A 15,064-nucleotide genomic window follows, 5' to 3' on the forward strand; every position below is an offset into this window, starting at 1 on the left:
AAAGATGGAAAATAAGAAAGAAATGAGAAAGTGGTTAGAAGATTTCAATTTAGATCATCCACTTGTGATAGCTGGACCTTGTAGTGCAGAAACGGAAGAGCAGGTTTTGAAAATAGCTCACGAATTGAAAGATTCAAAAGTTAGTGTATTCAGAGCCGGAATCTGGAAACCAAGAACGCGCCCCGGAGGATTTGAAGGAATTGGAGAAATTGGATTAAAATGGTTACAAAAAGCCAAAGCTGAAACTGGTTTGCTAATGGGAACTGAAGTGGCAACTGCAGCGCATTGTAAGCTGGCTTTAGAATACGATATCGACGTTTTGTGGGTTGGAGCACGTACAACGGCAAACCCTTTTGCGGTTCAGGAAATTGCTGATACTTTAAAAGGAACTGACAAAATTGTTTTGGTCAAAAACCCTGTAAACCCGGATTTAGCTTTATGGTTAGGTGGTGTTGAGCGTTTACATATGGCAGGTATTGAGAAATTAGGTGTGATCCACAGAGGTTTCTCTACTTACGAAAAGACAAAATACAGAAACATTCCGGAGTGGCAGATTGCTATCGAATTGCAAAATAAATTCCCTGACTTACCATTAATCATCGATCCATCTCATATTACTGGAGATCGTAAAATGATTTTCGAAGTGACGCAAGAAGCTTTAGACCTGAACTACGACGGTATGATTATCGAAACGCATATCGATCCGGATAACGCCTGGTCTGATGCTGCTCAACAGGTTACTCCAGATGCTTTGAAACAAATCATTAAAGATTTGACGATCAGAAAAACGGATGATACTACAGATGAGTACAGTTCAAAAATGACGAAACTAAGAGCTAACATTGACGTTCTTGATGCTAACTTATTAGAGTTGTTAGGAAAACGTATGAAAGTAGCTGACGAGATTGGTCAGGTAAAAAAAGATGCTAACGTTGCGATTCTTCAAAACAGCCGTTGGAACGAAATCTTAGGAAAAATGATTTTAGAAGGTGAGAAAAAAGGACTTACTGAAGAGTTTGTTTTAAGAATGTTCAAAGCGATTCACCAGGAAAGTATTGGTCACCAGGAGAAAATTTTTAATGCATAATTTTCTTTAAACCATGAAAGTGGTATAAGATGATTTGAGTTTCTTTTGAAATCTGTCATTAAGTTTTATTATATCACTCGATATTGAAATTAGATTTTTTCATCATTAAATCTCCATTGCTCTAGGGCTTTGGAGATTTTTTTTGAAATAAGTATTTATCTTCCCAACCTTTTGATGGTTTTTGTTCTCTATAATAATATAAACCTTAATTTTCGTGTCATGAAGTTAAAATTGTTTTCGTCTGCGCCGGGCATTTTTCAAATGAATTTGAATGTAATGCTTTTTCTCTTCCTGTTTATTGGAACAAAAACTTTTGCTCAAAGTCCTGAACTAAACATTAAGGGTGACGATGCTGAAAAAATCAGGATGAGTCAGCTGCTTGTTAATGTTAAGGTAGTTGGCAATATTGCCTACACTACAGCCGAAATGCATTTTTTTAATTCAGGCACTCGTCAGATGGAAGCAGAACTTATTTTTCCATTACCAGAAAATGTTTCCGTTTCGAGATATGCCATTGATATTAATGGAAAAATGCGGGAAGCTGTTCCGGTAAATAAAAACAAAGGGAAACAGGTTTTTGAAGCTATTGAGCATCGTCGTGTTGATCCGGGATTATTGGAAAAAGTAGACGGAAATAATTTTAGAACAAGAGTTTATCCGTTAATGCCAAACGGAGAAAGAATCGTAATTATTGGTTACGAAGAAGAACTTTCAGCTTCAGATAAAAATAATCTGGCGTATCAGTTGGTGAGCCGTTATCCTAAAAAGCTGGATAAATTTGAGATCAATGTTTCAGTTTTGGGAGCTTCCGCATCGCCGAGTGTAGCTGAAAATTCAGGAGAAATCCTTGCTTTTTCACAATGGAATCAATCTTTTCAGACTTCACTTAAAAAAGAAAACTACCAGCCTTCTGAGAAAATGCTTTTCAAGATTCCGCTTCAGCAAAATATTCCAGGTGTAGTCATGCAGAATGTGGGAGGTCAGCATTATTTTTACGGAAATACTTTTATAGAAGGAAATAAAGGGACTAAAAGAGTTCCGGCTGCAATTGGTCTGATTTGGGATAACTCTTTGAGCTGTCAGAATAGGGATTTAAAGAAAGAATTGAATTTGTTGGATGCTTATTTCCAAAAGATAAAAAATACAAAAGTGACTTTGTATTTGCTGAATTATATTTTCGAAAAACAAAAAGAATTTGTGATTGTTAACGGGAACTGGTCTGAATTGAAAACCGTTTTGGAAAACACGAAATATGATGGCGGAACCCGTTTTTCACAGGTCAATTTTGAAAATCAGGAGGAGTATTTGTTTTTTTCTGATGGATTATCTTCTTTGAGTGACAATATCCTGCCAAAGACTAAAAAGCCGCTTTATACGATTACTTCGTCAGCGTCTGCAGATTTTGCTTTTTTAAATTTCTCATCCATGCAGACAAAGGGAAATTTTATCAATCTGAATCAATTGAATATAGAAAATGCATTGGATAAACTGATAAATAATAATCTGAAGTTTTTAGGAATAAAAGAAAATCTGACTGTGACTGATTTATTTCCGGTGGAAGGGACTTCGGTTTCAGGGAATTTTAGTTTTTCAGGAATTTCTTTAAATCCAAAAAACGAAATCACTTTATTATTCGGATATAATAATGAAGCAGTTTTAGAGAAAAAAATTACTCTTGATGGGGCAGCTCAAAATACTAATGATATTAATATAGAAAAACTTTGGGCACAGAAAAAAATAGCCAGTCTTGATTTGCAATATGCTAAAAACGCAGAAGAAATCGAACTTTTAGGCAAGAAATACGGCATTATAACTAAAAGCACTTCGCTGATTGTTTTAGAGGATATTCGGGATTATATTATGTATGATATTATTCCACCAGCTGAATTACGTGCTGATTTTGAAAGAATTAAAAAGCAGGAACATGATACGAATTTGGCTCTGCAAAAAAATAACTGGGAGAATATTGACAGTTATTTTGCAGGATTAAATTCATGGTGGAAAAAAAATATAAAATATACAGCTCCTAAAAAAGTGGTGAAAACGAAAGTTAAAAACTCACTAGGAACAAGTAACAGTTTTCGAAGAAGTACAAATGTTGCTGCGGGATTTATTTCAGGTGTTGTTTTAGATCAAACAGGTGTGCCTTTGCCAGGAGTAAATATTTTAGTAGAGGGAGAAAGAACAGGAGCCAGCACAGATTTTGATGGTAAATTTACAATACAAGCGCCTGTGAACAGTAATCTTAATATTAGTTATATTGGTTTTGAATCTACACAGGTCAATGTGGGCAGGAATAATTTGGTTACGATACACTTGAAAGAAAACGCTAACAGACTACAAGAAGTTGTTACTATAGGTTACGGAACTGTAAAAGGCGATGCGGATGCAGTTTTGACAACTGATGAACCTGTTGGTTCAGAACCAGTAAGTGAGATAGTGCAAGAAGATAATAATGTATACAGTACTCCACCCCCACCAAGAGTTGATCAGGTGAAATTTGTTGCGCCAACAGTAGCGAATACAGAATCAGATAAAAATTTGAAAGAAGAAGTAGTGATGGGATACGCAGCTAAAAGATCTGTTGCACCCGGACTTTCAAATAATGTTGCTCAAATGTTGCAGGGTAAAGTTGCCGGAGTCCAGGTAGGTGAGACGCCAAATAATAATGTTACAATAAGAGGTAATGCTTCAGTTACGAATGCAAATAAACCTTTGATAGTAGTAAATGGAGTAATTTACGAAGGTGAAATAGAAGACCTAAATAAAGAAGATATTGCTTCAATGAATGTTTTGAAAGATGCATCTGCAACTGCTATTTATGGAAGCAGGGCGTCAAACGGAGTAATTGTGGTTACGACAAAAAATGGTGATGTTGATGCAGCTCAAACTGAAATTAAAAACTGGAATCCTGACCGATTATATTTAAAAGCTTTGGCATCGGCACCAAAAGAAAAACAATATGATTTGTATTTCGAATTAAGAAAAGCACAGGAAAGAAACCCAAGCTTTTATTTTGATGTAGCACACTTTTTTTACAATCAGGGCGATGTTAAAAAAGCATTGCAGGTAATCAGCAATATTGCCGATTTAGGATTAGAAAATCATCAATTATATAAAACACTTACTTATACGCTTCGTCAATGGCAGGATTTTGAGGATGCTTTATTTACTGCAAAACAAGTTGCCAAATGGCGAGTTCATGAACCGCAAAGTTTAAGAGATTATGCTTTGGCGCTTGAAGATGCCCGAAAATATCAGGAGGCTTTTGATGAATTGATTAAAGCACTGGAAGTTAATTATTATGGGGAAATGAGTGGGCAGTATGAAGGAGTTGAAGATATTATTCTGATGGATTTAAACAGAATGATTGCCGAACATTCAGGTTTGAAAACAGCAAAACTGGATAAAAAATATCTTGATAAAATGCCTGTCGATATTCGAATCATCATGAATTGGAATTTAATGGATGTCGATCTAGATCTGCATGTCATTGAACCAACTGGCGAAGAATGTTATTACAGCCACACGACAACTGAAGCCGGGGCTAAGTTTTCAAAAGATTTTACGCAAGGTTATGGACCAGAGCAATATTTGATTCGAAATGCAATTAAAGGGAAATACCAGATTAAAACCAACTATTTTGGCGAAAGGGAATTGACGGAAAACGGTCCGGCAACAATTATGGTTGAAATTTATACGACTAAAGCCGGAAAAACAGTAAGAACTTTAAAAACAATTCAGTTAGGAAAAGTAAAAGAAAATGAAATTCTTGCTGAAATTGTCTGGTAAAGAACAATAAATAGAAGTATAGATTTCAAATTTAAAAGGCGAAGTTGCATTGTTCAATTCTAAAAACGTAATTTTGCCTTTTAAAAATTTTTAGTTTTAAGAGTAATCTGAAAGCTAAAAAAGTAATCTAAAATTGAATGACAGGAACCGTCTATAAATCTACAGGAAGCTGGTACACCGTAAAATCTGAAAGTGGAGATTTTGTGGAATGCCGTATGAAAGGGAAATTCAGAATAAAAGGTATAAAAAGTACCAACCCAATTGCTGTAGGTGATATTGTTGATTATGAATTAGACAAAACTTCAGATGCCGTTACGGGAACCATTCATAATATACACGAAAGAAAAAACTATATCGTTCGTAAATCAGTTAACCTTTCTAAGCAGATTCACATTATTGCCTCCAATATTGATCAGGTTTTTTTACTGGTAACGATTGATAATCCACCCACTACTACCAGTTTTATTGACCGTTTTTTGGTTACGGCCGAAGCATACGGAATTGAAGCTATCCTGATTTTTAATAAAATAGATACTTTAACAGAGCAAACATTAGACGATCAGCTTTACTTACAGCATATTTATTCTGAAATTGGATATAAATGTCTCCGAATTTCTTCTACAGAAAATAAAGGTGTTGACAAGCTGAAAGAGATGATGATTGGCAAGGTAAGCATGTTTTCAGGACATTCGGGAGTTGGAAAATCAACTTTGGTTAATGCAATGGAACCAAGCCTCCATCTTAAAACTACAGTAATTTCAGAGCAAAGTAAACAAGGTCAGCATACTACTACTTTTGCAGAAATGTATGATTTGTCTTTTGATGCCAAGATCATAGATACGCCGGGAATAAAAGGTTTTGGAATTGTTGATATAGAGAAAGAAGAAATCAGTGGATATTTTCCGGAATTTTTCAGATTAAAAGATAAATGCAAGTTTAACAACTGTTTACATAAAGAAGAACCGCATTGTGCGATTAAAGCGGCTTTGGAAAAAGATGAAATAGCTTGGTCACGTTACAACAGTTATCTTAAAATCCTCGAAGGCGATGATGAACATTACCGTACCGATACTTATGGTGAAGATCGTGCAGCGAGTGATGAAACTAGGAAATAGTTTGTTAATAAATAAGGTTAAACTAATCTTGAATTAGATAAATAATTGATATTTTTGATTAAATAAAACAATAAATATGATTACATACATTAAAATAAATGGATTTAAATCATTTCATAATTTTGAAATGGAATTTACACCTTTTACTGTAATTGCGGGTGCTAATGCATCTGGAAAAAGTAATCTGTTTGATTCATTGACATTATTATCGAGACTTGCTGATTCTGATAATTTGAAGAAAGCCTTTAATGAACAGAGAGGAGAGTTTATAGAATTATTTACACAGTATGGAGATGATAATTTTGCAAATGAAATTGAATTTATTGTCGAAATGTTAGTCAATAAAAATATTAAAGATGCTTGGGGAAACGAAAGTACTTTAAAATACACAAGATTAAGATATGAATTATCAATAAAAAGAGTTACTAATTCTTCTGGTATAGAAGATTTATTAGTTTCTAAGGAGGATTTAATAAAATTAAATCATGATGATGATAAATGGATTAAATTGATTTCAAAGAAAACATTAGAGCATTGGAGGCCTAAGGTGGTTACTGGTAAAAGAGGGATTCCTTACATAGAGACAAAAATTGAAAATGGTATGTTGGCAGTTATTGTGCCACAAGATGGAGCAGGTGGAGTAAAAAGAAGATTTCCTCTAAATAACGCTACAAGAACTGTACTAAGTAGTTTTGATACTATAGATTTTCCTCATGTTTTGGCAGCGAAAGAAGAAATGAAAAGCTGGAAGTTTCTACAGCTTAATCCTGAGGATTTGCGTCAAGCAACTAGTAAAAATAATGGAGAAGACACAATTTCCACTAGTGGAAGAAATTTAGCTGCAGCATTGTATAGAATTAAGCAGGAAGATAATTATGCATTAAAAGAAATTTCAAGAAAACTAAACAAGTTTTTGCCCAATTTTGTTGAAATTGATGTTATTGATGATAAGGAGAATAAACAATATTTAATCAAAATAAAAGATGTTGAAAAGAAAGAGTTCTCTTCTAGAGTTTTATCTGAAGGGACTTTAAGAATTTTAGCACTTTGTATTTTGGAGTTTGATGAAAAGCATACAGGTTTGTTGTGTTTTGAAGAACCCGAAAATGGGATACATCCGTTTAGAATCAAGGCTATGACTGACCTACTTAAAGATCTGTCTGCTGATTTTAATGAAACAGAAATGCCACTCAGACAAGTTATTGTTAATACTCATTCTCCAGTATTAGTAGGGAATTTAATGAAATGGCAGAATGATATAAGTGTAAGTATTTGGTATTCTCAAATGCGAAATACTATTACAGAAATTAATGAGGATAGATTAAAAATTAGTACTACAAAAATTAGTAGAGTAATTAAAGATGATACATTACAACAACTAAATTTAATTTTTTCGGAACAAGATAGAAAACTAACTTTAGCAATTGTTAAAGATTATTTGCAGACTGCTGAATTTGAAGATAATATTGTTTAATATAATGAGTAATTTTATTTTAACAGGATTATTTACGGAAGGAACTACGGATAATCGATTTTTAGAGAGCGTTGTTAAAAGAACATTAGAAGATGTAGCATTTGATTGTACTGGTGATATAGATGTTGATTTAGAAATAATTAAAATTACCAAGACAGATTTGACTTTTAATGAGCAAATATTAGAAGCGTCAAAAGTAGCATTTGAAAAATTTAGTATATTATTGTTATTTGTACATACTGATGCGGATGATAGAGACGATGATAAAGTTTTTAGAAATAAAATAATTCCTGCTCAGGAATTTCTTTCAAATCAAAAAGATAACATTTGTTGTAAAAAAATGGTTCCAATTGTTCCTGTTAGAATGACAGAATCTTGGATGATTATTGATAGAAATCTTTTAAAAAGCGAGATTGGTATTGAAGAAAGCGATGCTGAATTAGGAATTCATTTAAATCCTGAAACACTAAATGATCCTAAGGCTCTAATAGAAGAAATTATTAGGCTCTCTAAAGAAGGTAAAACCAAAAGAAAAAGAAATAAAGGGTTGGATATTTCTGACTTATATCAAATTATTGGTCAAAAAGTTGAATTGTCAGAATTGAAAAAATTACCTTCTTATTTAAAATTTAGAAATTCTTTGATTGAAGTTTTGAAGGAATTAAACTTTTATCATAAATAAAATGAAGATAGTTCTCCAGAGAGTCTCAGAAGCATCCGTAACCGTTGAAGGTAAAAAAGTTGCTGCTATTAAAAAAGGATTATTAGTCTTAGTTGGAATTGAAGATGCCGACACACAGGAAGATGTCGATTGGCTTGCTGGTAAAATAATTAAAATGAGAATTTTTGGAGACGAGAATGATGTCATGAACTGTTCGGTTCAGGATGTTGACGGCGATATGATTGTAGTTAGTCAGTTTACACTTCATGCTTCTACTAAAAAAGGGAATCGCCCTTCTTATATAAAAGCTTCAAAACCAGACTTTGCAATTCCGATGTATGAAAATTTCGTAAAGTCTTTAGAGAAAGAATTCAAAAAAAAGGTGCAAACCGGGATTTTTGGTGCAGATATGAAAGTCAGCCTGTTAAATGATGGTCCTGTAACGATTACAATGGATAGCAAAAACAGGGAATAAAATTATTAAATTTTTGTTAATGGATTTCGTAAAATAATATATATTTGGCGAAAATACTTATTAATGAAAACTCCTTGTTACACCTTACTTTTATTATTGTTTGCTCTGGTTTCTTCAGCCCAAAAAAGCAATTACCCTATCTCTGCAATTAAAGACAGTCTCAAAGAAAATGCAAATGCGGTTGTGCGATTAGATCAAATGGATATTGCCATTGTTTCCCAAAGAAGCATGAATATCAAAACACAAAGAGTAGTATCGGTTTTTAATGAAAAAGGATTAAATGATATTGATGCTTATCAGCACTATGACAAAACAACCTCAATAAAAAGTATCGAAGCCATTGTTTATGATGCTTTTGGTAACGAAATCAAAAAGATTAAGCGAAAAGATTTTACCGATCGTAGCACTGTAGACGGTAGTACAATTTTTTCTGATAGTCGAATTTTGTACTTAGACTATACACCTATATCTTATCCATTTACAATTATATATAGTTGTGAATATCAAACTTCAACTACAGCTGCTATTCCTTCATGGAGACCACTTGGAGGGTATTTTGTCAGTGTAGAAAAAAGTATATTAAATGTCACTTTTCCAAAAGCTTTAGGATTTAGAAAAAAGGAATTTTTACTTTCTATGTTTAATATCCAAAAAACGATAGAAACAGATACGCAGCTTTCTTATATAGTGTCTAACATTCCAGCTCAAAAATTAGAAGATTACAGTCCGATTTTTTCAAAATTATATCCAAAAGTTATGATGAGTCTAGAATTCTTTAATTTAGAAGGTGTTGACGGTAATGCTAAAGATTGGATAGAATATGGAAAATGGTTTTCTGAAAAAATTCTAACAGGTACTACAGTTCTGCCAGAGGAAACGAAAGTTAAGATAAAAGCTTTGGTTGGAGATGAAAAAGATCCTATAAAGAAAGCCAGAATAATTTACAAATATGTTCAGGAAAAATCTAGATATGTTAGTATTCAGGTAGGAATTGGAGGTTTCAAACCAATGTTGGCTCAGGATGTAGATCGTTTAGGCTACGGAGATTGTAAAGCGCTTTCCAATTATACAAGAGCGCTTTTAAATATAGTCGACGTTCCGTCGTACTATACAGAATTATATGGGGATCAATATCCAATTGATATAGAAGAAGACTTTTTTTCCATTCAGGGAAACCACGTTATTCTTTGTGTGCCTGATGGTAATAAAAATGTTTTTTTAGAGTGTACCAGTCAAAATAATCCATTCGGTTATCAGGCAAATTTCACAGACGACAGAAACGCAATAGTTATAAAACCTGGAGGAGCTGAAATAATTAGGACTAAAAATTATGAGTCCAACGAAAATACACAAAACAGCAACGGATCTTATAGTATTGAACAGGATGGAACATTTTCCGGAAAGATAGTTATCGTTTCTCAAGGATCACAGTACAGAAGCAAAGAAAAAGTTGTAAGATTTCAGCCTGAAGAAAAAGAAAGGTATTATAAAAATTATTGGAGTAACATTAATAACTTAAAACTTGAAAAGATATCATATTCTGATGATAAAGAAAAAATCAATTTTACAGAAAATATTCAATTAAAAGCAACCAATTACGGAAATATTACAGGAAACAAAATTTTATTTACTGTTGATGCTTTTAATCAAAATAGAGAAACAGTGCGACGTATCAGAAATAGAAAAAACCCATTTCAGGTTCTTCATGGCTACTATGATACAGATGAAATTGAAATTAATCTTCCAGCCGGATTTTCAATTGAATTTATTCCTTCGAACTTTGAATTAAAAGGAAAATTTGGTGAATATAAAACAGAAATCATTAAAAAAGGAGATAATAAACTTACTTACAAACGATCTATGTTTTTAAATAAAGGAAAATATTCTAACACAGAATATGATGAATACCGTCTTTTTATGGAGCAGGTTTCCAGAAATGACAATGCCAAAATTATACTAACCAAAAACTAATCAGAATCAATCAAAAAAACAATCATATGAAATTTATTAAATTCTACAGTTTCTTATTTGTGCTTTTTTTTCTTTCTAATACGACTGCACAGGAATTTAAATTAGGAAAAGTATCTGTTGCAGAGTTAGAGCAGAAAATACATCCAAAAGATTCATCTGCAGCAGCAGCCATATTGTACAAAAAGGGCACTGCCACAATTGAGTATAATGAGCGAGAAGGATTTGTTTTAATTACTCATATTGAAGCACGTATTAAAATATACAAAAAAGAAGGCTATGATTGGGCAAACCAAAGTGTGAAATATTACAATGCAGGTAATGATTCAAGAGAAAAAGTTGATTTTTCGGATGTGTGTACTTTTAATTTAGTAAATGGAAAAATAGAAAAAACCAAACTTAAAAGTGATGGGATTTTTAATGAAGAAGTAAATAAGTACTGGGGAAGAAAAAAAATTGCAATGCCAAATGTAAAAGAAGGATCAGTACTAGAATACAGTTATACAATCAGAACATCTAACATTACAATGATGCGCGAATGGGCTTTTCAAACCAGTATTCCAGTTAACTATTCGGAGTATATAACCTACATTCCTGAATATTATATTTTTAATGTCAGACAAAAGGGATATGTGTTTCCTAAAGTTACTCCAGAAAAAAACAATAAATCGATCCTGATAAACTCTAAAGAAAGATATTCAACAGGAGGATTTGGAGGAGGTGCAACAAGAACAGAGTATTCTCAGGATAAAATAGATTATATCGAAGCAAAAACTACTTATATAGCTGAAGATTTGCCAGCGATGAAAGAGGAGTCATTTGTTAATAACATAGACAATTATACTTCCAGTTTGGAGCAGGAACTTTCAATGGTTAAGTTTCCTAATAGTCCAATTAAAACTTTTTCTACAGATTGGAATTCAGTAGCGAAGACCATTTATGAGTATGATGATTTTGGTCCTGAATTGAATAAGACAGGATATTTTGAAGATGATTTAAAAGCATTGCTTGCAGGAATAATAAGCCCTGAGGAGAAAATATTAACTATTTTAAATCATGTTAAATCAAATGTAAAATGGAATGAATACTATGGCTATAGCTGCGATAAAGGAGTACGTAAAGCCTATCAGGAAAAATCGGGAAATATTGCCGAGATAAATTTAATGCTAACAGCAATGCTACGTTATTCGGGATTAACTGCAAATCCGGTTTTGGTTAGTACAAGATCAAATGGGGTAGCATTATTCCCTAATAGAACAGCCTATAACTATGTAATTGCAGCTGTAGAAACTGAAAAGGGCTATATACTATTAGATGCGTCGGATAAATTTTCTATTCCAAATGTTTTACCGCTTAGAACTTTAAACTGGCAAGGAAGATTGATTAGAAAAGACGGGACTTCTGAAGAAATCGACCTGATGCCTAAAAACACATCTAATGATATTGTTTTTTTGACTTATAATATTGATGACCAAGGCAAAGTTACAGGACAGGCAAGAAGACAATGTACAGATTACAACGCCATGATTACAAGAAAGAATATTTTTAGTACAAAAGAAGATGAATATCTGGAAAAACTCGAAAACAAAAATAATAAAATAGAAATCAGCGACTACTCAAAGACAAACGAAAAGGATATTTTGAAACCGATTATAGAAACCTATTCGTTTACGGGAAATAATTTATGTGAAGTAATAGGGGGTAAAATATATGTTAGCCCCATGTTGTTTTTTGCTAATGAAAAAAATCCTTTCAATCAGGAAACAAGAGAATATCCGGTTGATTTTGGATTTCCATTTATGGACAAGTATAATATTACAATTAAGATCCCTGATGGCTATGCAGTTGAAACACTGCCTGTACCAGCTGCACTCACCATGGAAGATAACTTAGGCTCTTTCAAATTTAATATTGCCGTTAATGAAAATACGCTTCAGGTGGTAATTTCGCATCAAATTAATGAAGCAATCGTGTCAACACAGCAATATGAAATGCTCAAAGATTATTACAAGGGGATGATTGCAAAAGAAAGCGAGAAGATTGTTTTAAAGAAAATTTAAAATGAAGTTAAACGCCATAATTATTTTAATAGTTTTATTTTTAACTTGTATTACAGCCAAGGCTCAAAATTACGAGTTAGGAAAAGTAACAGTTACTGAATTAGAAGAAAGAGTCCATCCAAAAGACAGTTCTGCTCCTGCAGCTATATTGTTTAAAAAAGCCAAAACTTTTTTTGTTTATGATATTAAAAACGGTTTTACAGCAAATCATGTTTATGAATTTAAAATTAAAATATATAAAAAGGAAGGACTTAGCTGGGCCAATCAAAAAGTAAAGTATTATGTAGGATATGAAAATATGAATAAAGATTATTTGGAATTTTCTAATGCTTTTACTTATAATGTTGAAAATAAAAATATTATAAAAACTAAATTAGACGGGCAGGGAGTTTTTAAAACCAATGTGAATAAATACTGGAATGAAAAAACAATTACTTTTCCTAATGTAAAAGTGGGCTCAATTATAGAATTCAAATACATTTTGAAGTCTGAAAACATTGTCAATTTTCCCGATTTTCAATGTCAGTATGATGTTCCTGTAAATTATTTTCAATATAAAACAGAAATCCCTGAGTTTTATATTTATAAACCATTGCTAATTGGATACCAGAATATTGTATCTGAATCTAAAATGGTTGTAGGAAATCAGAATTTCACCAATGAATTTAATCAATCCAGATCTTTTAACTATAAGCAGATCAATGCGGTATATTCATGTAATGACATTCCAGCGCTTTTAGAGGAACCTTATGTAGATAATCTTGAGAATTACAGAATTTCAATTCGTCATGAACTGGAAAGGGTTCGTTTACCAGAACAGCCTGTCAAAGATTATGCACAAACCTGGGAGGGAGTTGCTATAACAATTTTTAAAAATGAAAATTTTGGGAAGCAACTCAATGAAAAAATGTTTTTAACGGAAGATCTAAATCGAATATTGATTAATATTAATTCCCCAGAAGAAAGATTGAATATCATTTTTAAATTTGTCCAGAATAAGATGAACTGGGACGAAAAGAATGATTATTACACTGACAAAGGAGTCAAAGAAGCTTATAAAAACCAAATTGGAAATGTAGCCGAAATTAATTTTATTCTGATTAATATGCTTCAGTTTGCAGGTATCAAAGCTAATCCTGTGTTAGTAAGTACTATTGAGAACGGTACTCCGGTATGTCCTACAAGAACTGGTTTTAATTATGTTATCGCTGCTGCAGAAATTGATGGGAAACAAATTTTATTAGACGCTTCGCATAAATTTACTTCTCCTAATATTCTGCCATTAAATGTATTGAATTGGAAAGGGAGACTTATAAAATCAGACGGATCTTCTGAAGAAATAAATTTGGTTCCAGCTAAACAGTCAAAAGAAAGTGCGATGATGATTGCTAAAATTAATAATTCAGGTATGATTGAAGGTAAAATCCGCAATCATAAACTAGACTATGATGCTTATCGTTTTAGAATTGTAAATGCAAACAAAACTACCGGGAATTATCTGGAAAAATTAGAAGAGCAATTAGCAAATTCTAAAATTTCAAACTATGTAGTTGAAAATATAAAAACAAATCTTGAAAAGCCTGTTATTGAAGCATTCGACTTTATTTCAGAAAATCAATGTGAACTTATTGGGGACAAAATGTTTATATCTCCGATGCTGTTTTTTACAACAACTAAAAATTATTTTAATCAGGAAAAAAGACAAATGCCGGTGTATTTTGGCTATCCCACTCAGGAAAAATTAAGTATCAATCTTGAAATTCCTGAAGGATATGTTATTGAGGCGCTACCAAAACCTATTCAGATTTTAGCTGAGAATAATGGAATTCTGTATAGATTTAATATTAGTAATGAAGGAAACAAAATTCAGGTTATTTGCGTAAAAGAAATTAACAGTAGTATTTTTGCAGCTGATCAGTACGATGGCTTAAAGGAAATTTTTCAAAAAATAATCATAAGTCAGAGCGAGAAAATTGTCCTTAAAAAAACATAACGATGGATTTAAAAAATGCACAATTAGATGTTGATACCTGGATAAAGGAACATGGTGTCCGCTATTTTAATGAATTAACCAATATGGCACAGCTTACAGAAGAAGTAGGTGAAGTTGCCCGGATTATTGCCCGCAGATACGGAGAGCAATCAGAAAAAGAAAGTGATAAAAACAAAGATTTAGGCGAAGAACTGGCTGATGTTGTTTTTGTTGTCTTATGCCTGGCTAATCAAACAGGAATCGATTTGCAGGCCGCTTTTGATAAAAAAATGGATTTAAAATCGGTTAGAGATAAAGATCGTCACAAAAACAACGATAAACTGAAATAATTGTGAAATATCACTCATAAGTTTTGAATTATGAGTTTTCAATTTTGAATTATGAATGGGGAGTGGTAAATTGCGCGTCTGAATTACGTTTTTAATCATTCATGATTCAT

Annotated in this window: 10 protein-coding genes; all 10 read left to right on the forward strand. The window is 32.5% G+C overall.

Annotated elements, in window-relative coordinates; all coding sequences use genetic code 11:
* Nucleotides 1-4: 4 nt before the first annotated feature.
* The 10 genes from ACNC7R_RS02270 (at nucleotide 5) to ACNC7R_RS02315 (ending at nucleotide 14,954) form a co-directional block, all read left to right on the forward strand.
* Complete coding sequence (locus tag ACNC7R_RS02270) at nucleotides 5-1,087, forward strand: chorismate mutase (RefSeq protein WP_417939388.1); 1,083 nt, start codon at nucleotides 5-7, stop codon at nucleotides 1,085-1,087.
* Between the two features lie 219 nt (nucleotides 1,088-1,306).
* Complete coding sequence (locus ACNC7R_RS02275) at nucleotides 1,307-4,879, forward strand: VIT domain-containing protein (RefSeq protein ID WP_417939389.1); 3,573 nt, start codon at nucleotides 1,307-1,309, stop codon at nucleotides 4,877-4,879.
* Nucleotides 4,880-5,016: 137 nt separating this feature from the next.
* Complete coding sequence (gene rsgA, locus ACNC7R_RS02280) at nucleotides 5,017-5,994, forward strand: ribosome small subunit-dependent GTPase A (RefSeq protein ID WP_417939390.1); 978 nt, start codon at nucleotides 5,017-5,019, stop codon at nucleotides 5,992-5,994.
* Nucleotides 5,995-6,070: 76 nt separating this feature from the next.
* Nucleotides 6,071-7,468, forward strand: a complete 1,398-nt coding sequence (locus ACNC7R_RS02285; RefSeq protein WP_417939391.1) for an AAA family ATPase — start codon at nucleotides 6,071-6,073, stop codon at nucleotides 7,466-7,468.
* 4 nt (nucleotides 7,469-7,472) lie between these two features.
* A complete protein-coding gene (locus tag ACNC7R_RS02290; protein ID WP_417939392.1) occupies nucleotides 7,473-8,150 on the forward strand; it encodes a DUF4276 family protein in 678 nt (225 codons plus the stop codon).
* A 1-nt stretch (nucleotide 8,151) separates the two neighbouring features.
* A complete protein-coding gene (dtd, locus tag ACNC7R_RS02295; RefSeq protein WP_417939393.1) occupies nucleotides 8,152-8,604 on the forward strand; it encodes a D-aminoacyl-tRNA deacylase in 453 nt (150 codons plus the stop codon).
* Nucleotides 8,605-8,667: 63 nt separating this feature from the next.
* Nucleotides 8,668-10,575, forward strand: a complete 1,908-nt coding sequence (locus tag ACNC7R_RS02300) for a DUF3857 domain-containing protein (protein WP_417939394.1) — start codon at nucleotides 8,668-8,670, stop codon at nucleotides 10,573-10,575.
* A gap of 26 nt (nucleotides 10,576-10,601) precedes the next feature.
* A complete protein-coding gene (locus tag ACNC7R_RS02305) occupies nucleotides 10,602-12,632 on the forward strand; it encodes a DUF3857 domain-containing protein (RefSeq protein ID WP_417939395.1) in 2,031 nt (676 codons plus the stop codon).
* Between the two features lies 1 nt (nucleotide 12,633).
* Complete coding sequence (locus tag ACNC7R_RS02310) at nucleotides 12,634-14,625, forward strand: DUF3857 domain-containing protein (RefSeq protein WP_417939398.1); 1,992 nt, start codon at nucleotides 12,634-12,636, stop codon at nucleotides 14,623-14,625.
* Between the two features lie 2 nt (nucleotides 14,626-14,627).
* Nucleotides 14,628-14,954, forward strand: coding sequence for a nucleotide pyrophosphohydrolase (locus ACNC7R_RS02315; protein ID WP_012022600.1), 327 nt, complete (start codon nucleotides 14,628-14,630; stop codon nucleotides 14,952-14,954).
* Nucleotides 14,955-15,064 lie beyond the last annotated feature (110 nt).

Origin of the sequence: Flavobacterium adiutor (assembly GCF_048282555.1) — a bacterium.
In the GTDB taxonomy this organism is placed as follows: Bacteria; Bacteroidota; Bacteroidia; order Flavobacteriales; family Flavobacteriaceae; genus Flavobacterium.